The following is a 21,204-nucleotide window of genomic DNA, read 5'->3' on the forward strand; positions in this document are numbered from 1 at the left end:
AGGACGCTCCTGCAATGGCCACCGAAGTCAAAGTTCCGGTACTGCCCGAATCCGTATCCGATGCCACCATCGCCACCTGGCACAAGAAAGTGGGCGACGCGGTCAAGCGCGACGAGAATCTGGTGGACCTGGAAACCGACAAGGTCGTGCTGGAAGTGCCCTCGCCCGTCGATGGCGTATTGAAGGAAATCAAGTTCGAGACCGGTGCCAGCGTGACCAGTTCGCAGGTCTTGCTCATCATCGAGGAAGGCGCAAGCGCCGCTGCGGCCCCGGCCGCAGCCAAGGACACCGCTGCACCGACGCCGAGTGCGCCCAAGGCCGCCGCTGCGGAGCCGCCCAAGGCGGCCAAGGTGGAAACGCCGAAAGCCTCCGGCGACGTGTCCAGCCTGCCGCCGGGCGCGCGCTTCAGCGCGATCACCCAGGGCGTGGACCCGGCACAGGTTGAAGGTACCGGCCGCCGCGGTGCAGTGACCAAGGAAGATATCCTCAATTACGCCAAGAACGGCGGTGCCGGCAAAGCATCCGGCGCGCGTCCGGAAGAACGCGTACCGATGACCCGCGTGCGCAAGCGCATCGCCGAACGCCTGATGCAGTCGAAGAATTCGACCGCGATGCTGACCACCTTCAACGAGGTCAATCTGGCCAAGGTCTCGGCCGCGCGCAAGGAACTACAGGACGAGTTCCAGAAGGTCCACGGCATCAAGCTCGGCTTCATGAGCTTCTTCGTCAAGGCTGCGGCCAACGCGCTGCAACGCTTCCCGCTGGTCAACGCCTCGATCGATGGCGAAGACATCATCTACCACGGTTACAGCGACATCTCCATCGCCGTGTCCACCGACAAAGGCCTGGTGACGCCGGTGCTGCGCAATGTCGAGCGCCTGTCTTTTGCCGACATCGAACAAGGCATCGCCGACTACGCCAAGAAAGCGCGCGACGGCAAGCTGAGCCTGGAAGAACTGCAGGGCGGCACCTTCACCGTGACCAATGGCGGCACCTTCGGCTCGCTGCTGTCGACCCCGATCATCAACCCGCCACAGAGCGCGATCCTGGGCATGCACGCGATCAAGGAACGTCCGATCGCCGAGAACGGCCAGGTCGTGATCGCGCCGATGATGTATCTGGCACTGTCCTACGACCACCGCATCATCGACGGCAAGGATTCGGTGCAGTTCCTGGTGGACATCAAGAATCAACTGGAAAACCCGGGCCGGATGCTGTTCGGCCTGTAAGGTCCAGTGGCTGGGACGCGGGAGACTCGGGACGCGGAACTCGGCTAGCCAAACACGCGAAGAGAGGCAACATGCCGGCAGTGCGCCGGTGTGTTGCCGCCTCCGACTCCCGACTCGCGTACAACACAGGACTCGCGCAATATGTCTGAACAACATTTCGACGTCGTCGTCATCGGTGCCGGTCCTGCCGGTTATCACGCAGCCATCCGTGCCGCCCAGTTGGGCCTGAAAACCGCCTGCATCGACGCGGCGCTGGGGAAGGACGGCAAGCCGGCCCTGGGTGGCACCTGCTTGCGGGTGGGCTGCATCCCGTCCAAGGCGCTGCTGGATTCATCGCGCCAGTTCTGGAACATGGGCCACCTGTTCGGCGAGCACGGCATTAGCTTCAAGGACGCCAAAATCGACGTCGAAGCGATGGTCGGGCGCAAGGATAAGATCGTCAAACAGTTCACTGGCGGCATCGCCATGCTGTTCAAGGCGAACAAGATCACCCCGTTCTACGGCTTCGCGCAGTTGCAAGCGGGCAACATCGTCAAGGTCAAGCAACACGACGGCGAAGAAATCGCGCTCAAGGGCACCAACGTGATCTTGGCCGCAGGTTCGGATTCGATCGAACTGCCGTTCGCCAAATTCGATGGCGACAGCATCGTCGACAACGTCGGCGCGCTGGACTTCACCGAAGTCCCCAAGCGCATGGCGGTGATCGGTGCCGGCGTGATCGGCCTGGAACTTGGCAGTGTGTGGAAGCGTCTAGGCGCCGAAGTCACCATCCTCGAAGCGATGCCTACGTTCCTGGCCGCTGTCGATGCCGAAGTAGCCAAAACTGCGGCCAAAGAATTCAAGAAACAGGGCCTGGACATCAAACTGGGAGCCAAGGTCTCCAAGACCGAAGTCGTCGGCAAGGGCAAGAAAAAGGAAGTCGTGGTCACCTACACCGATGCTGCCGGAGAGCAGACCCTGACCGTGGACAAGCTGCTGGTGGCCGTCGGCCGCCGCGCTGCCACCAACGGCCTGATCGCGGAAGGGACTGGGGTCAAGCTCAACGCGCGCGGCCAGATCGAAGTGGATGCGCACTGCCATACCGGCGTGGACGGCGTGTGGGCAATCGGCGATTGCGTGCGCGGGCCGATGCTGGCGCATAAGGGCTTCGAGGAAGGCATCGCGGTCGCCGAACTGATTGCCGGCCTGCCTGGTCACGTCAACTTCGACACCATCCCGTGGGTGATCTACACCGAGCCGGAAATCGCCTGGGTCGGCAAGAACGAGCAAGAGTTGCAGGCCGAGGGCGTGCCGTACAAAGCCGGCAGCTTCCCGTTCGCGGCAATCGGCCGCGCGGTCGCGATGGGGGAGCCGGCGGGTTTCGTCAAGGTCATCGCGCATGCCGAGACGGACCGTGTCCTGGGCTTGCACCTGGTTGGCGTGGGCGTCTCCGAACTGGTCCACGAAGGCGTGCTGACCATGGAGTTCAACGGCTCGGCAGACGATCTGGCACGCATTTGCCATGCCCACCCCACCCTATCCGAAGCAATCCACGATGCGGCGATGGCGGTGAGCAAGCGGGCGATCCATAAGGCGAACTGAAGCCGGGACTCGGGTCCCGGAGCCCGTGCGGCATCTGCTCCACTGAAGAACGCCGGGCCTCGCCCGGCGTTCTGCTTTTCGGAACCAGAGTCCCGAGTCCCGAAAAAATCATCCCACCTCTAAAACGTCCAATCCCATGAAAAGCCTCTGCGTCTACTGCGGCGCCAATTCCGGCAATAAACCCGCCTATATCGAACACGCCACCGCACTGGGCACACGTATTGCCCAGCAGGGCCTGCGCCTGATCTACGGAGGCGGCAATGTCGGGCTGATGGGCACCATCGCTAACGCGGCACTGGCGGCAGGTGGCGCGGTCACCGGCGTCATCCCCCAGCAACTGGCCGACTGGGAACTGGCACACCACGGCCTCAGCACACTGGAGATCGTCGGCTCGATGCACGAACGCAAGTCACGCATGTTCGCGCTATCCGACGGTTTCGTGGCCCTGCCTGGCGGCTTCGGCACAATGGAAGAAATCTTCGAGATGCTCACCTGGCGTCAGCTACGCATCGGCCATAAGCCGTGCGCCTTTCTCGATGTGGAAAACTTCTACGCGCCGCTGATCGGGATGATCGACCATATGGTCGAAGAAGGCTTCCTGCAGCCGCAGCAGCGCGCGGACCTTTGGTACGGCAGCGACATCGACGCCATGCTGGGATGGATGCGGCACTACAACCCGGTGCGGACATCACGATGAATCGACACCACAACCGTCAGGCACGGCCATAACATCGCGATAAAACACCGCACCACCGCGATAGCGAGATACGCGAATAAGGTGGAAGAAGGTTGCGCTACAGCAGCACAGCGATCGCGCTCATACGACCAGTGCGGGTATCGGCCGCCCAAGCAAATATCCCTGCCCGTATGTGCAACCTAGCTCACGCAACGTCGCCAGTTGCTGCTCGGTCTCGATGCCTTCACCAACCGTCTCGATGCCCAGTGTGTCGGCCAGGGCCAGGATGCCACGCACCATTGTATGCCTGCCGACGCCCGCTTCATCATGCAGTGCAGCGACGAAACTCTGGTCGATCTTGAGCACAGAAATCGGGAAGCGGTGAAGGCAAGACAACGCCGAAAAGCCGGTACCAAAATCATCCAGTTGCGCCAGCACACCGCGCTCGCGCAAGGATTGCAGAATATCGTAAGTACGCGTCGTATCGTCCAGCAGTGCAACCTCGGTGATCTCCACCCGCAAGCGGGACGGATCAACGCCATATGTCTCGATAAGGCCGAACAGACGTTCGGCAAAATCCGCAGAGCGAAAATGTCGCGGGGACACATTCACCGAGACATAGCCGTCCTGCTCCTGCACGAGACGCCGGATCACCTGTTCATACAGCAACCAATCGACTTGCTCGATCAGTCCGCTTTCTTCACCAATGTCGACGAACTGGCCCGGCAACAGCATGCCACGTCTGTCGTGGTGCCAACGCAGCAACGCTTCGTGGCCGATCACCTGACCGTCGTCCAAGCGCACGATCGGCTGATAGAACGGCTCGAAATCTCCGTGGTTGATCGCCCGGCGCAGGTCCACTTCAAGATCCCGGCTACGCAACGAGGCCTCGTGCATGGCCTCGTCGAATACCGCGCAACGGTCATGGGTTTGGGCCTTGGCCCGGTACATCGCTGCATCCGCATCGCGTAGCAACTCATGGCCATGGGTGTAGCGCGGATGCCAGAACGCAATCCCAAGGCTGCCGGAGGGTAACACTTCACGACCAGCGATCCAGATCCACATCGGCTGACCAAGCACATGCAGCAGCCGCCGCGCCAATTCACAGGCACCGTCCACCCCAATGTCGCACGACATGAGGATCGCGAACTCGTCGCCCCCCAGACGCGCGACTAGATCGTCGGAGCGAATCGTGGAGACGATCCGCTTAGCGACCTCTATCAGCATCTCGTCGCCAGCGGCATGGCCGATGCTGTCGTTAACCGATTTGAACCGATCCAGATCAAGGAACAAGACGGCGAAAGTCTTGCACTGGCCACCGCGTGCGTGCTCAATCGCCTTGCCGAGCCGGTCGAGCAATTGCAAACGATTTGGCAGGCCGGTCAGCGCATCGTGCAGCGCCTGGTGGGTCAAGCGTTGCTCGGCGAGTCCGCGCTCTGCAATCTGGGCCAGCAACTGCTCATTGACCTCGGCCAGTTCGCGGGTGCGTTCGTCCACCCGATGTTCCAGTTCGGCATGCGCCAGACGTATGCGCTGCTGCGCGTGCTGCCGCGCTAGACCGCTGACGACATTGTGTGCGACGAAGGTCAGTAATCGCTGATCGTCTTCGGTGAAGCGCACATGCTTGGTGTAGCTCTGCACGGTGATCACGCCAATCACCTTGCCCTCATCGAACAAGGGCACGCTCAGCCAACTTTGCGAGCGCGGGCCATTCGTCTGAACCTCTCCCTGCTCGATGAGCGCGTCGATCGCCTCGCGTTCCAGCAATTGTGGCCGGTGGATACGCATGACATATTCGGTCATGCCACGACCGAAACGTCGCTGCGGCCGGTGCTGGGTGTATTCGTCCACCGAATAGACGAAATCTAGCATCGTCGCGTCGTCGGACAACAAGGCGATATACAGGTTACGGGCTTCGATCAACGCGCCGATGATGGCGTGCACCTCGGCATAGAACTTCTGCAAACTTTCCGAGCGAATCGCCAACTCGGTGATGCTAAATAACGCCAGTTGCAGGGCTTCTGAACGCTCGCGCTCCTGAATCTCGTCCTGAAGGTCGCGATTGGCGCGCTGCAATTGCTCGGTGCGTAACTGCATACTCTGCTCGAATTGCATCCGGAGATGACGTCGATCCATCGCCGTCTGCACGTACTGCGCCACATAAGCCAGCAAGGCACTGTCGGCATCGGTATAGCGCAACGCATGGTCGTAATTCTGCACCACGATGGCGCCGCACACCCTGCCATCGCGCAACATCGGTACGCCCAGCCAATGCTTGCTTTCTGGGCCATGCGCGGAGCTATATTCCACATGCAGGCGTTTGCGCACATGTTTCGATGGCCCCCGCACGGCACGGCCATGTCGTAACAGCGCGCCGATGAGGCTATGCGGCATATCACGCAATAAGTACGTCTGCTGCGGATCGGCAGAAAAGTCATCGTAGCGATCGCAGAAGTACAGAAAGCGCATGCTCTGCTGATCTTCGTCATACTCGACGATGTAGCAATTCTCCGCGTGCATCAATGATTCCAGCACGGCATGCACGCGCTGCAGCATCTTCCCTATTTCCAGATCGGCAGCTGCAAGGTTGGCGATCTCGTACAACGCTTGCTGTAGTTGCTTGGACTTTTCCAGGCTCTGGATGCGTAGACGCATCCGCTCGCTATCGAGCAAGCACTGACCGAACGCGATAGCGATATCGCACCAAGCCTTGGTCTGTGACGCGGATAATGGCTGCGCCAGTTGCGCCGCCACCGCAACGCAAGCAGCTTCGTCCATATGCTGCACATGCAGCAGAGCCGGCACTGCCGACACCACCAACGCCGGATCGGCCAACGCATCAAACACCATTGCAGGCAACCATTCCGGCGCCTGCGAGGTAGCACCGCACAGACGTCCGGCCACGCCGTCGCCGCAGCCAATCGCCACCGCGCTACCAGGCGGCAATAGTTCACATAGCACCTGCGCGCTGTAGGCAAGCGCGCTAGTGCTGCTCTGTTGAGACTCGCTGGCGATAGCGGACGGATTGGACAACATCGACGACGACTCTGCTGCCGGCTAGACGTCAGACTACCCCACACACCCCATATTGACGACAGCATCTTCGTTAGGTAATCAACGCATTTGTGGAGTTGACCCCATCTCCAAGGCACCGGCACCGGCCGAGTCTGCCCGAATACCGCACGCCTGAAGGCGTGCGATCATCGGCGAGCCGTGGAACAAGCGTGATCGCGGCAATCGGGGCTGAATGCGTTCCTGAACATGCGGATAAACAGGCCCATCCCCCACCACGCTCCCAAGTACGACCAACTGCAACGCCAGCACGTTGGAGCACTCCAACAGAATTGAACCTGGGTCGCTACTTGCAGCGAACGCAGACGGCAAGCCGTGTTCTCAGCTCGTCTACAATGCCAGCGATGCCCGATACGCTCACCCACACCATCCGTCACGGCATAGAGATCAAGCGCAGCCGCTTCCTCGCCCATGCCGCGCCGATTGCTAACGCCAGCGCGGCACTGACGTTCGTCCAACAAGTCGCGTCAGCCGATGCCACCCACAACTGCTGGGCCTACCGTCACGGCACCGCGTACCGCTCTAGCGACGACGGCGAGCCCGCCGGGACCGCCGGGCGTCCGATCCTGGCAGCCATCGACGGCCACGGCATGGATCAGGTGGTGGTCGTAGTGACGCGCTGGTTCGGCGGCACCAAGCTTGGTGCAGGTGGCCTGATCCGCGCCTATGGTGGCTGCGCGGCACAATGCCTGCGGCAGGCATCGCGACAACCACTGCTGACGTCGAGCCTACTGACCGTGCACTGTCACTTCGACGATCTAGGCACAGTGCATGCGGCGCTGAACAGCGGCGCGGCGGAAAAACTCGATGAGCGCTTCAATGCCGACGGCGCCGAACTGCACCTGCGCTTACCCCAAGAACGTCTGAACGCCTTGAAAACTCGTCTTCGCGACGCCACTGGCGACCGAGTCCGTTATTCGGAACCCCCAACTGCATGAACATCCCATCGACCGACCGGGCCAAATCGCTACGCAAGCTCGGCAATCTGCGCGCCCTATGGCCGTTCGTTCAACACCGACGTGGCCTGCTCGTGGCCTGGCTGGTGGCCCTGGCGATCTCCTCCAGCTCCACGCTGAGCCTGCCAATGGCGGTGCGGCAGATGATCGACCACGGCTTCAGCGACCCCAGCCGTATCAACCAATCCTTCGCCTTGTTGTTCGCGGTGGCGGTGGTGTTGGCAATCGCCACCGCAGCACGTTTCTACTTCGTGTCGCTGCTCGGCGAGAAAGTCATCGCAGACCTGCGCGAGCGGCTGTACGCGCATCTGATCGGCCTGCATTCCGGCTTTCACGACCGCAATCGCAGCGGCGAACTGGTCTCGCGCCTATCGGCCGACAGCGAGTTATTGCGCGGCGTCATCGGTAGCACGATGTCGGTCGCATTACGCAGCATGGTCACCGCGATTGGCAGCATGGCGATGCTGTGCGTGACCAGCCCACATCTGGCAGCCTATACCCTGCTGGGGATCCCACTGGCAGTGTTGCCGATCGTGATCGGCGCACGCCGTCTGCAAAAGATCGCCCGTGCCAGCCAGGACCGCATCGCCGACGCCAACACACTGGCCGCCGAAACGCTGGGCGCGGTACGCACGGTGCAGGCGTATGCGCGCGAACCTTACGAGCGGGAGCGGTTCGGCCAGGCGCTTAGGCAGACCGTGGCAGTGGCGCAACGCAGAGTGCGTGCGCAGGCGCTGATCACCGTCATGGGGATCCTGCTGGTGTTCGGTGCCATCGTGCTGGTGTTGTGGTCCGGCGCGCACGAGGTTGCCGCCGGCACACTCAGTGCCGGCACACTCGGCCAGTTCGTGCTGTATGCCATGTTCGGCGGCGGCTCGGTGGCCTCGCTGGCCGAAGTCTGGAACGAACTGCAGCGTGCAAGCGGCGGGATGGGCCGCATCGCCGAGTTATTCGACGAACGCTCCGAGGTGGTGGCGCCAGCACAACCGCGCACCCTGCCGCAGCCGCTGCGCGGCGAAGTCCGCTTCGAAAACGTCAGCTTTCGCTATCCACAACGCGACGAACATCCGGCACTGGATGGCTTCGATCTGCATGTCCGCCCCGGCGAGAGCGTGGCCCTGGTCGGCCCCTCCGGTGCCGGCAAGAGTACCGTGCTGGCACTGTTGATGCGTTTCCACGATCCGCAATCGGGCAATGTGCAGGTGGACGGCATCGACGTGCGTGCACTGGATCCTGCGCATCTGCGCGAAGCCATCAGCCTGGTACCGCAGCACCCCACCCTGTTTGCAAGCAGTGCCGCCGACAACATTCGCTACGGCCGGCTCCAAGCCAGCGACGCCGAGGTCGCGGCCGCCGCACGCGCGGCGGAAGCCGATGCCTTCCTGCGCCAGTTGCCTGAAGGCTATGCCAGCGAGCTCGGGGAGCGCGGCGCGCGCCTGTCCGGCGGCCAGCAACAGCGCATCGCCATCGCCCGCGCACTGCTCAAAGACGCCCCGATCCTGCTGCTGGACGAGGCGACCAGCGCACTGGACGCACAGAGCGAATACGCCGTGCAACATGCGCTGGAACGACTGATGGCAGGACGCACGACGCTGGTGATCGCGCACCGCCTGGCGACCGTGCTCAAGGCAGACCGCATCGTGGTGATGGACCACGGCCGCATCGTCGCCCAGGGCACCCACGACACGCTGCTCGCACAGGGCGGGCTATACGCCGAACTGGCGCGACTACAGTTCATCGATTGAATCCAGCACACACCTGGCGCGGCCAGGTTCGCATTGCAGCCGGTCGCTTCACCCCGGTCGCTTCACCCTTGTCAGCACGGCGCCGTGCAGTGTGCGGCGACCAGACCGACGGGAGAGCGCTGACCCGCCATGGTCAACCGCTCAAGGAGCGTCGTTCGACCAGCGCATCAGGGCCAGGGGCACCTGCCCATGTACCGCCTTGTTCCAGCCGCTTACCCAGAAGCAGGTGTGACGCCGGTCAATTTTTCACCACACCTCTTGACAGGCCCGCCAGGCAAGGCATTCAAACGGTTGTCCACAGGTTTATCCGAGATCCATCCACAGCATCTGTGGACGACCCTCTCCCTGTGGGAGCAAGCCTTGGGACTATCGACATCCGTTCCCGCAGATGGATAAACATGGAGTCGTCCACCCCGATCAATCCGCCAAGACCCGGCCGATGCCGCTGGCATCGATTTCGGCTGCCGCAGCCTGTAACGCGACAGCCTCGGTGGCCGGATCGAAGCCCAGACGGAAATGCAACTCGCCTGCCGGGGTACGCGAAGAATGGATCGATGCCAGATTCACCCGATGGCGCTCGAACACATACAGCAGGGTCCGCAGCGAGCCGGCACGGTCCTGCGGCAGATAGACGCTGAGCGTGAGCTGCTCGGTGAGATCGGCAAGCAAATAACCGACTCGCTCGTAACTGTAATTGCCTTGGGCGATTACCTCGGCCCCCATGGCCTGGCGATTGGCGTCGAGGAAATCGGCACGGAACTGCGCTCGCGCGACATCGTCGCCACAGGCGACCTGCGCGCGCAACCGCGACAATTGCGCAATCAACCCGTCCAGCACGGCACCGACATGCGGATTGCCGAATTGGATGTCCTCGTAGATGGCCGGATTCAACGCCAGAATGCGCGCGATGATCGCCGTATCCAGTTCGAACGAGGCCGAGCGATACGGCAGCAATGCCTGCAACGATCCCAGCGTCGGCGCGTACTCGCGCAACACACCCGCCTGCGCCAGATGACTGGCATGGACCATCGCCTGCACCAGGGCCATGACCTGGTCGTGGTGGTCGGGGGTGGTGCGCACGCATTCGGCTTCCAACGCGGCGTACAGGTGTTGCAGCCAGGGCTGCCACTGCGCCACACGCGCTTCGCACACCACCATCACCCTGCCCTTGAGCGTAGGCGACTTCGGCGGCGCGGTCATCGGGTGCAACCCGGCCACGTCCGCCTGCGAGGCGAGCATCGCCGCGACGGGTTCACGCTTGACTGAAGTCACGTCGAGCCAGAGTTGTCCGCGTTCGCGTCCAGCGGCACGTTGCACGTACTCACCGATCAGCGCCGGCGTGTGCCGGATCGGGACCGAGAAGATCAACACCTGCGCGCGTTGCAGCAGCGTGTCCGGGTCGCACGATTGCGGATCGGTCGGATCGTGGCCCACGACCTGCAACTGCATGCGCTCGCGAAAAAAGCGACTCAGCCAGCGACCATAAGCCCCCGCACTGCCCACGATGCCGACAACCGGCTGCAGGCTGCTCATTGCAAACGCTCGGCGGCGCACCGCAACGGCGAGGCGGGAATGGAAACGACGTCGACCGTCACTGGCCCGTCGAGCCATCGCCAACGTGGATGAAGAAGATGACGCTCGGTGGATGCGTTCATCACGCTAGTGTAGCGCCGCGATCTGGAACCGCAGGCAGCCATGAGCGTGTCGCATTGCGATCACGCGATTTGATAAAAACGACTGGCTGCGAACGGAACAGCCGCGCTGCCTGCGTCAGGCATCGCGGCTGATGTGTGGAGCCGGTCCAAATCGCCACACGCGTCGCGGCAAACATCGCGACCGAAGCAACCGTCACGATCACACACGACAGAACCGCCATACAGCAGCGGATTGGCGAAGAGCCGACGAATCGGCACCGCTAGGACGTCATCCGATCCCAGAACCCCTTCACCCCATCGATGAAGGTTGCCGACTTCGGCGAATGCTTGCGTGCGTCCTCGCCAGTGAACGTCGCCTCGAACTGCTCAAGCAACTTACGCTGGTCGGCAGTGAGGTTGACCGGGGTCTCAACCACCACGCGACAGTACAGATCGCCTTCGCCACGGCTGCGCACCGAACGCACACCCTTACCGCGCAGGCGGAACAGCTTGCCGGTCTGAGTTTCGGCGGGAATGCGGATTTCCGCTTCGCCGCCCAGCGTCGCCACACGCACGATATCGCCCAGTGCCGCCTGCGAGATGCGGATCGGCACTTCGCAATGCAGATCATCGCCGTCGCGCTTGAAGATCGGATGCTCGCGCACCCGCACTTCCACGTACAGGTCGCCTGGCGGAGCACCGGCAGGGCCAGCCTCGCCCTCGCCGGACAGACGGATACGGTCGCCGTTGTCCACGCCAGCGGGAATCTTGACCGACAAGACTTTGGTCTCTTGCACCCGCCCGGCACCATGACACACCACGCAGGGGTTTTTTATGATGTGACCGCGCCCGCCGCACTGCGGACAGGTTTGCTGCATGGCAAAGATGCCGCGCTGGATACGCACCTGACCACGCCCATTGCAGGTGCCACAGGTTTCGACTTTGCCGTCTTCCGAGCCGCTGCCATGGCAATGCTCGCACTCGGCCAAGGTCGGGATCTCGATACGCCGCTCGATACCGACCACCGCGTCTTCAAGATCCAGTTCCAGCACGTAACCGATATCGGCACCGCGCCGCGTCGTCCGCCCCCCCGCACCGACACCGCCAAAAATATTGCCGAAGATATCGCCGAAGATATCTCCCATGTCCGCGCCGCCGGGCCCACCGCCCATCCCACCCATGCCATGCTCGAAGGCCGCATGGCCGTGTGCGTCGTACATGCGCCGCTTGCTGCCATCGGACAGCACTTCGTAGGCTTCCTTGCATTCTTTGAAGGCGGCCTCGGCGGCCTGATCGCCCGGATTGCGGTCCGGGTGGTACTTCATCGCGCAACGCCGATACGCCTTCTTCAGGTCCTCGTCGCTGGCAGTGCGGGCCACACCCAGCACTTCGTAATAGTCGCGTTTGCTCATTGGTCGTGGCTCCGGACGCGGGATGCGGGACCCGGCATGGCGAAAGATTGATACACGATAGTCACTCCAGACGATAAGAAACCTTGGACGCGGACAGCAACGGGACCCGGCAAGCTACCCTGCCGGGTCCCGGGTCACGCATCCCAGCTTTACTTCTTGCCGTCCTTGACTTCGGTGAACTCGGCGTCGACCACGTCGTCGGCCGACGAGGACGCGTGCGCGCCACCGGCACTGGCACCGGCCGGCTGCTCGCCACCGGCCGCGGCCGCCGCGTACAACGACTGGCCGACCTCCTCCAAGGTTTTGGTCTTGGCCTCGATCTGGCTCTTGTCCTCGCCCTTCATCGCGGTTTCCAAATCCGCCAGTGCGGCTTCGACCTTACCGATCACGTCACCGCCGACCTTGCTGCCATGCTCGGTGATCGCGCTGCGCGTGGAGTGGATCAAGCCGTCGGCCTGGTTGCGCGCCTGCACCAACTCGTGGAACTTCTTGTCTTCCTCGCGGTTGGCTTCGGCGTCGGCGACCATCCGCTGGATTTCCGCATCTGACAGGCCCGAGCCAGCCTTGATCTCGACCTTCTGTTCCTTGTTGGTCTTCTTGTCTTTGGCCGACACGTGCAGGATGCCGTTGGCGTCGATGTCGAAGGACACCTCCACCTGCGGCAGGCCGCGTGGCGCCGGTTCGATGCCGGACAGATCGAACTTGGCCAAGGACTTGTTGTAGCGAGCCTGTTCGCGTTCGCCCTGCAACACATGCACGGTCACTGCCGACTGATTGTCATCGGCGGTGGAAAACACCTGCGCGGCCTTGGTCGGGATGGTGGTGTTCTTCTCGATGATCTTGGTGAACACGCCGCCCAGGGTCTCGATTCCCAGGCTCAGCGGGGTCACGTCGAGCAGCAAGACGTCCTTGACGTCGCCGGCCAGCACACCGCCCTGGATCGCCGCGCCCAACGCCACCGCCTCATCCGGGTTGACGTCTTTGCGCGGGTCCTTGCCGAAGAACTCGGCCACGGCCTGCTGCACCTTGGGCATACGGGTCTGCCCACCGACCAGGATCACCTCGGTGATGTCGCTGGCGCGCAGACCGGCGTCGTTCAGCGCGGTGCGGCACGGATCGATGGTGCGCTTGACCAGATCTTCCACCAGCGCTTCGAGCTTGGCCCGGGTCAGCTTGATGTTCAGATGCTTCGGGCCAGACGCGTCGGCGGTGACGTAAGGCAGGTTGACTTCGGTCTGCTGCGAGGACGACAGCTCGATCTTGGCACGCTCGGCGGCATCCTTCAGACGCTGTAGCGCCAACGGATCCTTGCGCAGGTCGATTCCCTGATCCTTGTTGAACTCGTCCACCAGATAGTCGATGACGCGCTTGTCGAAATCTTCGCCACCCAGGAAGGTGTCGCCGTTGGTGGCCAGTACTTCGAACTGCTTTTCGCCGTCGACATTGGCGATTTCGATGATCGACACGTCGAAGGTGCCGCCACCCAGGTCGTACACGGCAATCTTGCGGTCGCCGCCGTGCGCCTTGTCCAAGCCATAGGCAAGCGCCGCCGCCGTCGGCTCGTTGATGATGCGCTTGACATCCAAGCCGGCGATACGACCGGCGTCCTTGGTCGCCTGACGCTGGCTATCGTTGAAGTACGCCGGCACGGTGATGACGGCCTCGGTCACCGTCTCGCCGAGAAACGCCTCAGCGGTCTTTTTCATCTTTTCCAGCACCTGCGCGGAAATTTCCTGCGGTGCCAGCTTGCGTCCGTCGGCGGTGGCCACCCAGGCATCGCCGTTGTCGTGCTGGGCGATGGAGTAAGGGACCAGGCCAATGTCCTTCTGCACTTCGGCATCGCCGAATTTACGGCCGATCAGACGCTTGACCGCATGGAAGGTGTTCTTCGGGTTGGTCACCGCCTGGCGCTTGGCCGAGGCGCCCACCAACACTTCGCCGTCCTTGGTGTAGGCGACGATCGAAGGCGTGGTGCGGTCGCCCTCGGAATTCTCGATGACGCGAGCCTTGCCGCCGTCCATGATCGCCACGCACGAATTGGTCGTGCCCAGGTCGATGCCGATGATCTTGCCCATTGGAATGACTCCTGAAATGTCGTGTGTCCGGCCTGTGCCGGGGGTCTGGTTCGGATATAGGGATGGCCGCAGATCATTCAAGCCATCGCCGCAAATTTGCGTTCTACCGCCACCGCCGCATCCGGTTCATGCGCAGGCGGTAGCCGCGCTCAATCGTGCTTGGCCACCACCACCAGGGCTGGACGCAGCAGGCGCTCGTTGAGCAGGTAGCCTTTCTGGAATACCTGAATCACGTGTCCCGGAGCGACGCCCTCTACCTCGGCCTCACTGATTGCCTGGTGGTGCTCGGGGTCGAACGGCTGCCCAGCCGGGTCGAGCAGGGTCAATCCATTGTCGGCAGCGACCTTGAGCAGTTGCTTGTAGGTCAGTTCCAGACCATCGCGCAGCGGACTGGATTCGCTGCCGGCGGCGGTCAGCCCCGCATCCAGGCTGTCGAACACCGGCAATAAGTCGCCGAGCAGACGCTCGTTGGCGAACTTACGCGCCTGCTCCACATCGCGCGCGATGCGCTTGCGCTGATTTTCCAGGTCGGCCCGTTCGCGCAGGGCATCGGCCTTGACCAGGGCCAGTTCGCTGCGCAGCGTCTCCAACTCCGCCTGTAGCGGATCGGTCGCAGGCTGTTGCGCCTCGGTCAGATGTTCAGAATCGAATTCGGGGTGATCTTGGCTCATGTCTGGTCTGTGTCCCTGGCGGGAGGTACACCCGCGCTACCGGACCACCTAATGTGGGCGATGCGCAAGGATTCAAGATGCTGTGTTGCAGGGAAAGGGCGGAACGGGAGATAGAAGCGATGGCGCACAGCAGAAGGCCTGATCGACAAGGGCTAACCGCGCCGACCGTCAACGTTCATCAGACGGAGCCGGGTCGAGCCTTGCACCCAGCACCTCGGCGGCGATCTGCACCAGCGGGATGACCCGGTCGTAGTCCATGCGCTTGGGGCCGATCACCCCCAGCACGCCAAGCACCTGACCACCGGCCATGTAGGGCGCCGTCACCAGCGACACGCTCTCCAGCGGCACCATGCCGGTCTCCTCGCCGATGAAGATGCGCACCCCTGGGGCACGGATGGTGCGCTCCAGCAGTTGCAGGATTTCGCGCTTGCTGGCGAAAACCTCGAACAGTTCGCGCAACCGCTCCAAGTCCGACAGATCCTGCACCCCCATCAGCTTGGTCTGCCCGGCCAGCACGACATCGTCGCCGACCGGGGCCAGCGCTTGTTCGGCCAATTCAACACTGTGGGCAAGCAATTGTTCCATCGCGTCGCGTGCGCGGCGCAGGTCGCGCAACAGGCTGGCGCGGATGTCGGCCAGGGCGCGCCCGGCGAAATGGGCGTTCAGATAATTGGCGACGCGTTCCAGTTCCGCCGGCTCGTAGGCCTTGCGCGGCTCGATCACCCGGTTTTGCACTTCATTGTCGGCGAACACCAGGATCGCCAGCACGCGCCGCGCATCCAGCGGTACGAAGTCGATGTGCCGGAACGCGAACTGCTCGCGCTTGGGCGCACTGACCACCCCAACGAAATGGGTCATCGCCGACAACAACTCCGAGGCGCTGCCGAGCAGCGCCTGGGTGCCGGCGGCATTGGCCATCTCCGCGCGTAGTCGCGCCACTTCGTCCTCGGCTGGCGGGCGCATCTGCACCAAGCTGTCGACGAACACCCGGTAGCCGGTGGCGGTGGGCACGCGTCCGGCCGAGGTGTGCGGCGAACTGAGCAAACCCGCGTCTTCCAGGTCGGCCAGGATGTTGCGAATCGTCGCCGGGCTCACATCCAGCCCGGCGTGGCGGGCCAGGGTCTGCGAACCGACCGGCTCGCCGTCACGGATGTAACGCGAGATCAGGGTGCGTAGCAATTGCCGGGCACGCGGATCGAGGGCGGACTGGAACAGGGAAGCAGGCATGGGATCAACCCGTGAGACTGGACAATAGATAATCCTTACCTGCCCGCCTGGCAAGTCAGTCAATTGGCCCACCTACCCGCGCATGCTAGCGTTGCGCGGCCCTGGATGTAGACCTCATGCTCAGACACCTATCGATCAAGGATTTCGCCGTCGTTCGCAGCACCGAACTGGAATTGGGCCCCGGCATGACCGTGGTGTCCGGTGAAACCGGGGCCGGCAAGTCGCTGATGGTCGATGCGCTCGGCTTCCTGTCCGGACTGCGCGCCGACAGCGGGGTGGTCCGTCACGGCGCCGAGCGCGCCGAACTGTCGGCCGAATTCAGCATCCCCGCCACCTCCCCCGCGCGTGCCTGGCTGGACGAGAACGAACTGGACGACGACGCACACTGCCAACTGCGCCGCGTGATCCGCGCTGATGGCGGTTCCCGCGCCTGGATCAACGGACGTCCGGTGACATTGTCGCAACTGGCCGAACTGGCCAGCCATCTGGTGGAAATCCACGGCCAGCACGAACACCAGGCGCTGCTTTCGCGCAGCAGCCAGCTCGGCCTGCTCGACGCCTACGCCCGCAACGAAGCCGAGCGCGCCACGGTCCGCAACGCAGCCACGCACTGGCAAGCACTGCTGGCCGAGCGCGAGACCCTGCTGGCGCAGGGCGAGGTGTCCGACCGCATCGGCTTCCTGCAACACCAATTGAGCGAACTGCAGCGCGAGGACCTGGACCCAGCGGCAATCGCTGCGCTGGACGCCAACCACCGTCGCCAAGCCCATGCCACCGCGCTGATCGCGGCCTGCGAGAGCGCAGCGCAACGGCTCAACGGCGACGACGCACCAGCGGTACTCGAAATGCTGCAGCAAACCCGCCATGCACTGGGCAAGGTCGGCGAATACGAGCCGCGCCTGAGCGAGGTCCAGGCCCTGATCGACAGTGCCAGCATCCAACTGGAAGAGGCGCTGACACTGCTCGAACGGGCGAGCGACGACCTCGATGCCGACCCCGCCCAGTTCGAGGAGATGGAACGCAAGCTTGGGCGCCTACACGACCTGGCACGCAAACACCGGATCGGCGTGGACGCGCTGAGCGCGCACCGTGACGCACTGCTGGCCGAAGTAGAGCGCCTACGCGGCGCTGGCGAGCGCCTGGACGGGCTCGATGCGGAAATCGCGCAGGCCACCCATGCCTGGCGCGAAGCCGCGACCGCCCTGACCGCCAGCCGGATACAAGGCGCCCAAGCGCTCTCGCGCGACACCACTGCACTGATCGGCGAACTCGGCATGAGCGGAGGGCATTTCCTCATCCAGCTCGAACCGCACGAGAGCGTGCGCCCCGATCCAACAGGGGCCGAACGGGTCGAATTCCTGGTCGCCGCCAACGCCGGACAACCACCTCGTGCCCTGCGCAAAGTCGCTTCCGGCGGCGAACTTTCGCGCATCTCGCTGGCGATCGAAGTGGCCGCGCTGGGTCTGGATGCCGTGCCGACCATGGTTTTCGACGAAGTCGACTCGGGAATTGGCGGTGCCGTGGCCGACATCGTCGGCAAGAAGTTGCGCGCGCTGGGCGAGCAACGGCAGGTCCTATGCGTGACGCACCTGCCGCAGGTCGCGGCGCAGGGCCATGCCCATTACCGGGTCAGCAAGGCACCGGTCGAGGGCATGACCCAGAGCGCGGTGGAACTGCTGCAACCGCGCCAGCGCGAAGAAGAACTGGCACGAATGCTCGGCGGGGTCGAAGTCAGCAAGGAAGCGCGCGCGGCAGCCAAGCGGCTCCTCCTCAGCGTCGGCTAACGCGCACCGGGCACATCGCGTCACGGCCTACAAGACGGATCGGGGTACGATAAGGTCAGGCATCGTCGATGCTGCGCCCAGCAGGGGCGCGTCGCCCCGTCACATTCGACGCATGACGACCGCATTACCGGGGCTCAGCCCCGCCTGCCGACCAAGCGCTTGCTGCGCACATACAGCACCAGCGAGTGCTCTTCCAGCTCATAGCCGTGCTCGGCGGCGATCTTGCGCTGTAACTCCTCGATTTCCGAGCTTTCGAACTCGATGATCTTGCCGGTATCCACATCCACCATGTGATCGTGGTGAACGCCGCGGTCCAGTTCATAAACCGCCTGACCACCCTCGAAGTTGTGCTTGAGCACGAGCCCCGCCGCTTCGAACTGCGTCAGCACCCGATACACCGTGGCCAAGCCAATCTCATCGCCATGGTCGATCAACTGACGATAGATTTCTTCCGCCGTCATGTGGTGACGCGCCGACTTCTGCTCCAGCAGCTCGAGTATGCGCATCCGAGGATGCGTGACCTTCAAGCCGACTTTGCGCAGATCGTGGGATTCCATGGTGTCTCCGTTCATAGCGGGTTTATCGCCAACTCCCCTGGATCGGTCGCGGCGGTCGCGGTAAGTGTATCATCGGCGTGATTTCCCTCAGTCCTGTCCCCGATGCGCACTCCTCTGCTGGTCGCCGCTATTGCCTTGTCCACCGCTAGCTGCGGCATCGTCTACAAGCAGCCCATCTACCAGGGCAATCTGATCAAGCAGTCGGCCGTCGAGCAGCTCAAGGTTGGACAAAGCAAGCAGCAGGTCAATGCACTGCTGGGCAGCCCTTCGATCCCGGATCCGTTCCATGCCCAACGCTGGGACTACACCTCAACCGAGCGCACCAACCGGCTGGGGCAGACCACGATCAAGAATTTTGTGGTGTTCTTCGAGAACGATCAGGTCACCCGTTGGGAAGGCGACTACTTCCCTGACCAGGATGCGGAACTCTCCAAGAACAGCGTGCGTCAATTCGGCCGCAATCTGGCCAAGGACAAGAAGAAGCAGCGTCGCGGCGAGTAAACGTCGCTAACAAAGCGACCGCCTCGCCGCCGGACGGGCCCGAGCAGTGCTCGGAATGCCCCCTAACCGACTGTCACTGGCGACGTTCTGCTAGCCGCTCCACGCCCATCGCGCCTATCGGCCGCCAAGCAACAACGCTCAACGCGGCTTGGCGCGCCGCCGACGGGCATCCTTCGGGTCGACCAGCAGCGGCCTGAGCAGCTCCACCCGATCACCATCCTGCAATACCCGGTTCGGCGCGGCAATCTCACCGTAGATCGCACAGGGCATGTCCGGCGTCGCCTCGGCCAACGCCGCCAAGGCCAGCGCATCGGCGACCGTCGCGCCATCGTGCAACTGCAACGTCTGCGACACGAATCGCTCCGGCCAGGCCAGCACCACCTCGATCTGCACGCAAGCTATTCCCGTTCCTGGTCAGCGACGCGAACGAAGTCGTTGACCATGCGATCAGCCAGACTCTGGAAACCCAGCGCCAGCGCTGGCCCCAACAGCCGCGAGGCAGGCTCGAAGTCCAACATCAAGCTCACCTTGCTGGCGCGCTCGTTGAAGCCCTGAAACTCCCACTGGCCTTGCATCCGTTTGAATGGGCCGTCACGCAGCAGCATTTCGATCCGGTGCGGACGCTGCAACAGATTTTCGGTGGTGAACCACGTGCGGAACGACCCCAAGCCCAGATCCAGCCGCGCCACCAGAGACTGGTCGCTCTGCTCCAGGATGTGGGCCGCATCGCACCAGGCGAACCGGCGCGGATAAGCGGCGACGTCGTTGACCAGATCGAACATGCGCGTTGCGGGGTGTTCGACCAGAGCGCTGCGGCGGATGATAGGCATTCGATACGAGGAAATCAGACCAAGACGATTCGGGAGGCCCCGAATCGGAGACAATAGCAAGATGAGCAAGAAACCTGGCAAGGATAAAGCAAACGGCGCGACGGCCAACAAGACCATCGCCCTGAACAAGCGCGCGCGCCACGAGTACCACCTGGAGGACCGATACGAAGCCGGACTGGCCCTGCAAGGCTGGGAGGTCAAGTCGATCCGCGCCGGCCGCGCCAACATCGGTGAAAGCTACGCGTTCGTCCGTCAAGGTGAACTGTTCCTGTTCGGCGCGCAGATCACACCGTTGATCCAAGCCTCCACCCATGTGGTCGCGGACGATAGACGCACACGCAAACTGCTGCTGCACCGAAACGAGATCGACAAACTGATCGGTCGCGTCGAACGCGACGGCTACACCCTGGTCCCCACGGCGATGTATTGGAGCAAGAACAAGATCAAGCTGGAGATCGCACTCGCCAAGGGCAAGCAGGACCACGATAAGCGCAACGCGGCCAAAGACCGCGACTGGGCCCGTGACAAACAGCGGATCATGCGCAGGCACAACAAGAACGCTTGATGCACCGGTAATTGGTGAAGGGTGGATCGCTCTCCACCAGCGCGTGGCCGCCGTCGGGTTGCACGTTGAACAGACTGGTGCTGGGCAACTGCGTGTTCGGTGTGCCCATCACGATGCGGTCCGACGAACCGCCTGCCGCATTGACCACGTCCTGCCTGCTCGCGGTGCCTTGCCCGCTCACCGTACCCATGGCGGCAATGCACGCATAGGTATTGTGCAGATTATCGGTTGACATCGAACGCAACCGACTGCAATCTCTTCGGCAAGGAGCTTCGAAACTCCTCAGACAGCGGTACCCACCTCCGTCAAACTGGTGGGTTTTTTGTGCCTGTTCGCAGGTGCAAGCCGACGCAATGCCTGCGTCGGGAGGGCGGCTAATACAACACCCTTCGGGGAAATAAGCCCGCCGTCTGTCTGCGGTTTCGAACCTCCCGACATCCCGTCGCCGTTGGCGGCGGCTCCTGTACAACCGAGGAGGCTTTAGCCATGCGTCAACCTTCATCACGCCGCAGTAAGACAATCAAGCATTCGCCATGCAAAGCGACGCCATGCACGGACCTGCAATGGACGTTTGTGGAACCAACGCTCAGCCCGATGATGACGCACGAGCAGGCGGAAGTGATACGCCCAGGGTTCCCTAGACATCTCAAGGCCATGGAAAATGGCTAATTCGGAGGTGTCCATGAGCA

General features: G+C 62.8%; 20 protein-coding genes. 8 read left to right on the plus strand and 12 right to left on the minus strand.

Annotated elements, in window-relative coordinates:
• Positions 1-14 precede the first annotated feature (14 nt).
• The 3 genes from sucB to XALGPE39_RS07300 all read left to right on the plus strand — a co-directional run bounded on the left by sucB (position 15) and on the right by XALGPE39_RS07300 (position 3,507).
• Positions 15-1,229 (plus strand): dihydrolipoyllysine-residue succinyltransferase, encoded by a 1,215-nt coding sequence (sucB, locus tag XALGPE39_RS07290; RefSeq protein ID WP_045727606.1) that lies wholly within the window; start codon positions 15-17, stop codon positions 1,227-1,229.
• Between the two features lie 141 nt (positions 1,230-1,370).
• A complete protein-coding gene (gene lpdA, locus XALGPE39_RS07295; protein WP_045727607.1) occupies positions 1,371-2,810 on the plus strand; it encodes a dihydrolipoyl dehydrogenase in 1,440 nt (479 codons plus the stop codon).
• A gap of 136 nt (positions 2,811-2,946) precedes the next feature.
• Positions 2,947-3,507 carry a TIGR00730 family Rossman fold protein gene (locus XALGPE39_RS07300; RefSeq protein WP_045727608.1) on the plus strand — a complete coding sequence of 187 codons (561 nt, stop codon included), beginning with the start codon at positions 2,947-2,949 and terminating at the stop codon, positions 3,505-3,507.
• Between the two features lie 120 nt (positions 3,508-3,627).
• Here the strand turns inward: XALGPE39_RS07300 and XALGPE39_RS07305 are convergent, their stop codons facing one another.
• Complete coding sequence (locus XALGPE39_RS07305; RefSeq protein ID WP_045727609.1) at positions 3,628-6,522, minus strand: GGDEF and EAL domain-containing protein; 2,895 nt, start codon at positions 6,520-6,522, stop codon at positions 3,628-3,630.
• A gap of 380 nt (positions 6,523-6,902) precedes the next feature.
• On the opposite strand from XALGPE39_RS07305, the gene XALGPE39_RS07310 reads away from it, so the two are divergent.
• Together XALGPE39_RS07310 and XALGPE39_RS07315 are read left to right on the plus strand one after the other, a co-directional pair.
• The gene (locus XALGPE39_RS07310) at positions 6,903-7,496 is read left to right on the plus strand and encodes a YigZ family protein (protein WP_045727610.1); all 594 of its coding nucleotides are present in this window, start codon (positions 6,903-6,905) and stop codon (positions 7,494-7,496) included.
• Entirely contained in the window at positions 7,493-9,259 is a 1,767-nt protein-coding gene (locus XALGPE39_RS07315) for an ABC transporter transmembrane domain-containing protein (RefSeq protein ID WP_045727611.1), read from the plus strand. Before XALGPE39_RS07310 ends, XALGPE39_RS07315 begins: the two co-directional genes overlap by 4 nt.
• A gap of 417 nt (positions 9,260-9,676) precedes the next feature.
• On the opposite strand, the gene XALGPE39_RS07320 is transcribed toward XALGPE39_RS07315, so the two are convergent.
• From XALGPE39_RS07320 to hrcA, 6 genes are all read right to left on the minus strand, one after another.
• Complete coding sequence (locus XALGPE39_RS07320; protein WP_045727612.1) at positions 9,677-10,792, minus strand: prephenate dehydrogenase; 1,116 nt, start codon at positions 10,790-10,792, stop codon at positions 9,677-9,679.
• The gene (locus tag XALGPE39_RS16585) at positions 10,789-10,914 is read right to left on the minus strand and encodes a hypothetical protein (RefSeq protein WP_255352721.1); all 126 of its coding nucleotides are present in this window, start codon (positions 10,912-10,914) and stop codon (positions 10,789-10,791) included. Before XALGPE39_RS16585 ends, XALGPE39_RS07320 begins: the two co-directional genes overlap by 4 nt.
• A gap of 260 nt (positions 10,915-11,174) precedes the next feature.
• Positions 11,175-12,305 (minus strand): molecular chaperone DnaJ, encoded by a 1,131-nt coding sequence (gene dnaJ, locus XALGPE39_RS07330; protein ID WP_045727614.1) that lies wholly within the window; start codon positions 12,303-12,305, stop codon positions 11,175-11,177.
• Positions 12,306-12,454: 149 nt separating this feature from the next.
• Entirely contained in the window at positions 12,455-14,380 is a 1,926-nt protein-coding gene (gene dnaK / locus XALGPE39_RS07335) for a molecular chaperone DnaK (RefSeq protein WP_045727615.1), read from the minus strand.
• 149 nt (positions 14,381-14,529) lie between these two features.
• A complete protein-coding gene (grpE, locus tag XALGPE39_RS07340) occupies positions 14,530-15,051 on the minus strand; it encodes a nucleotide exchange factor GrpE (RefSeq protein ID WP_045727616.1) in 522 nt (173 codons plus the stop codon).
• 168 nt (positions 15,052-15,219) lie between these two features.
• Positions 15,220-16,278, minus strand: a complete 1,059-nt coding sequence (hrcA, locus tag XALGPE39_RS07345; protein WP_045727617.1) for a heat-inducible transcriptional repressor HrcA — start codon at positions 16,276-16,278, stop codon at positions 15,220-15,222.
• A gap of 116 nt (positions 16,279-16,394) precedes the next feature.
• Between hrcA and recN the strand changes: the two genes are divergently transcribed.
• Positions 16,395-18,062 (plus strand): DNA repair protein RecN, encoded by a 1,668-nt coding sequence (gene recN, locus XALGPE39_RS07350; RefSeq protein ID WP_045727618.1) that lies wholly within the window; start codon positions 16,395-16,397, stop codon positions 18,060-18,062.
• 134 nt (positions 18,063-18,196) lie between these two features.
• On the opposite strand, the gene fur is transcribed toward recN, so the two are convergent.
• Positions 18,197-18,619: a ferric iron uptake transcriptional regulator gene (fur, locus tag XALGPE39_RS07355; protein ID WP_045729046.1), complete on the minus strand. Its 423-nt coding sequence runs from the start codon at positions 18,617-18,619 to the stop codon at positions 18,197-18,199.
• A gap of 102 nt (positions 18,620-18,721) precedes the next feature.
• Between fur and bamE the strand changes: the two genes are divergently transcribed.
• Positions 18,722-19,120 (plus strand): outer membrane protein assembly factor BamE, encoded by a 399-nt coding sequence (gene bamE / locus XALGPE39_RS07360; protein ID WP_045727619.1) that lies wholly within the window; start codon positions 18,722-18,724, stop codon positions 19,118-19,120.
• A 138-nt stretch (positions 19,121-19,258) separates the two neighbouring features.
• On the opposite strand, the gene XALGPE39_RS07365 is transcribed toward bamE, so the two are convergent.
• Positions 19,259-19,513: an RnfH family protein gene (locus tag XALGPE39_RS07365; RefSeq protein ID WP_082061847.1), complete on the minus strand. Its 255-nt coding sequence runs from the start codon at positions 19,511-19,513 to the stop codon at positions 19,259-19,261.
• Positions 19,514-19,518: 5 nt separating this feature from the next.
• Entirely contained in the window at positions 19,519-19,950 is a 432-nt protein-coding gene (locus XALGPE39_RS07370; RefSeq protein WP_045727621.1) for a type II toxin-antitoxin system RatA family toxin, read from the minus strand.
• A gap of 61 nt (positions 19,951-20,011) precedes the next feature.
• On the opposite strand from XALGPE39_RS07370, the gene smpB reads away from it, so the two are divergent.
• A complete protein-coding gene (gene smpB, locus XALGPE39_RS07375) occupies positions 20,012-20,515 on the plus strand; it encodes an SsrA-binding protein SmpB (RefSeq protein WP_045727622.1) in 504 nt (167 codons plus the stop codon).
• On the opposite strand, the gene XALGPE39_RS07380 is transcribed toward smpB, so the two are convergent.
• Both XALGPE39_RS07380 and XALGPE39_RS16420 read right to left on the minus strand, forming a co-directional pair.
• Positions 20,487-20,750 carry a hypothetical protein gene (locus XALGPE39_RS07380; RefSeq protein WP_045727623.1) on the minus strand — a complete coding sequence of 88 codons (264 nt, stop codon included), beginning with the start codon at positions 20,748-20,750 and terminating at the stop codon, positions 20,487-20,489. The two genes, smpB and XALGPE39_RS07380, sit on opposite strands and share 29 nt — an antisense overlap.
• 266 nt (positions 20,751-21,016) lie before the next feature.
• The coding region (locus XALGPE39_RS16420) for a hypothetical protein (protein WP_235429770.1) at positions 21,017-21,204 on the minus strand (188 nt) is incomplete at its 5' end.

The sequence above is a fragment of the Xanthomonas sp. GPE 39 genome (genome assembly GCF_000963005.1).
Classification (GTDB): Bacteria; Pseudomonadota; Gammaproteobacteria; order Xanthomonadales; family Xanthomonadaceae; genus Xanthomonas_A.

Excerpts from the sequence above, each read along its gene's own strand:
- sucB (WP_045727606.1), top strand. The coding sequence starts at position 15 with ATGGCCACCGAAGTCAAAGTTCCGGTACTGCCCGAATCCGTATCCGAT.
- lpdA (WP_045727607.1), top strand. The coding sequence starts at position 1,371 with ATGTCTGAACAACATTTCGACGTCGTCGTCATCGGTGCCGGTCCTGCC.
- XALGPE39_RS07300 (WP_045727608.1), top strand. The coding sequence starts at position 2,947 with ATGAAAAGCCTCTGCGTCTACTGCGGCGCCAATTCCGGCAATAAACCC.
- XALGPE39_RS07305 (WP_045727609.1), bottom strand. The coding sequence starts at position 6,522 with ATGTTGTCCAATCCGTCCGCTATCGCCAGCGAGTCTCAACAGAGCAGC.
- XALGPE39_RS07310 (WP_045727610.1), top strand. The coding sequence starts at position 6,903 with ATGCCCGATACGCTCACCCACACCATCCGTCACGGCATAGAGATCAAG.
- XALGPE39_RS07315 (WP_045727611.1), top strand. The coding sequence starts at position 7,493 with ATGAACATCCCATCGACCGACCGGGCCAAATCGCTACGCAAGCTCGGC.
- XALGPE39_RS07320 (WP_045727612.1), bottom strand. The coding sequence starts at position 10,792 with ATGAGCAGCCTGCAGCCGGTTGTCGGCATCGTGGGCAGTGCGGGGGCT.
- XALGPE39_RS16585 (WP_255352721.1), bottom strand. The coding sequence starts at position 10,914 with ATGAACGCATCCACCGAGCGTCATCTTCTTCATCCACGTTGGCGATGG.
- dnaJ (WP_045727614.1), bottom strand. The coding sequence starts at position 12,305 with ATGAGCAAACGCGACTATTACGAAGTGCTGGGTGTGGCCCGCACTGCC.
- dnaK (WP_045727615.1), bottom strand. The coding sequence starts at position 14,380 with ATGGGCAAGATCATCGGCATCGACCTGGGCACGACCAATTCGTGCGTG.
- grpE (WP_045727616.1), bottom strand. The coding sequence starts at position 15,051 with ATGAGCCAAGATCACCCCGAATTCGATTCTGAACATCTGACCGAGGCG.
- hrcA (WP_045727617.1), bottom strand. The coding sequence starts at position 16,278 with ATGCCTGCTTCCCTGTTCCAGTCCGCCCTCGATCCGCGTGCCCGGCAA.
- recN (WP_045727618.1), top strand. The coding sequence starts at position 16,395 with ATGCTCAGACACCTATCGATCAAGGATTTCGCCGTCGTTCGCAGCACC.
- fur (WP_045729046.1), bottom strand. The coding sequence starts at position 18,619 with ATGGAATCCCACGATCTGCGCAAAGTCGGCTTGAAGGTCACGCATCCT.
- bamE (WP_045727619.1), top strand. The coding sequence starts at position 18,722 with ATGCGCACTCCTCTGCTGGTCGCCGCTATTGCCTTGTCCACCGCTAGC.
- XALGPE39_RS07370 (WP_045727621.1), bottom strand. The coding sequence starts at position 19,950 with ATGCCTATCATCCGCCGCAGCGCTCTGGTCGAACACCCCGCAACGCGC.
- smpB (WP_045727622.1), top strand. The coding sequence starts at position 20,012 with ATGAGCAAGAAACCTGGCAAGGATAAAGCAAACGGCGCGACGGCCAAC.
- XALGPE39_RS07380 (WP_045727623.1), bottom strand. The coding sequence starts at position 20,750 with ATGTCAACCGATAATCTGCACAATACCTATGCGTGCATTGCCGCCATG.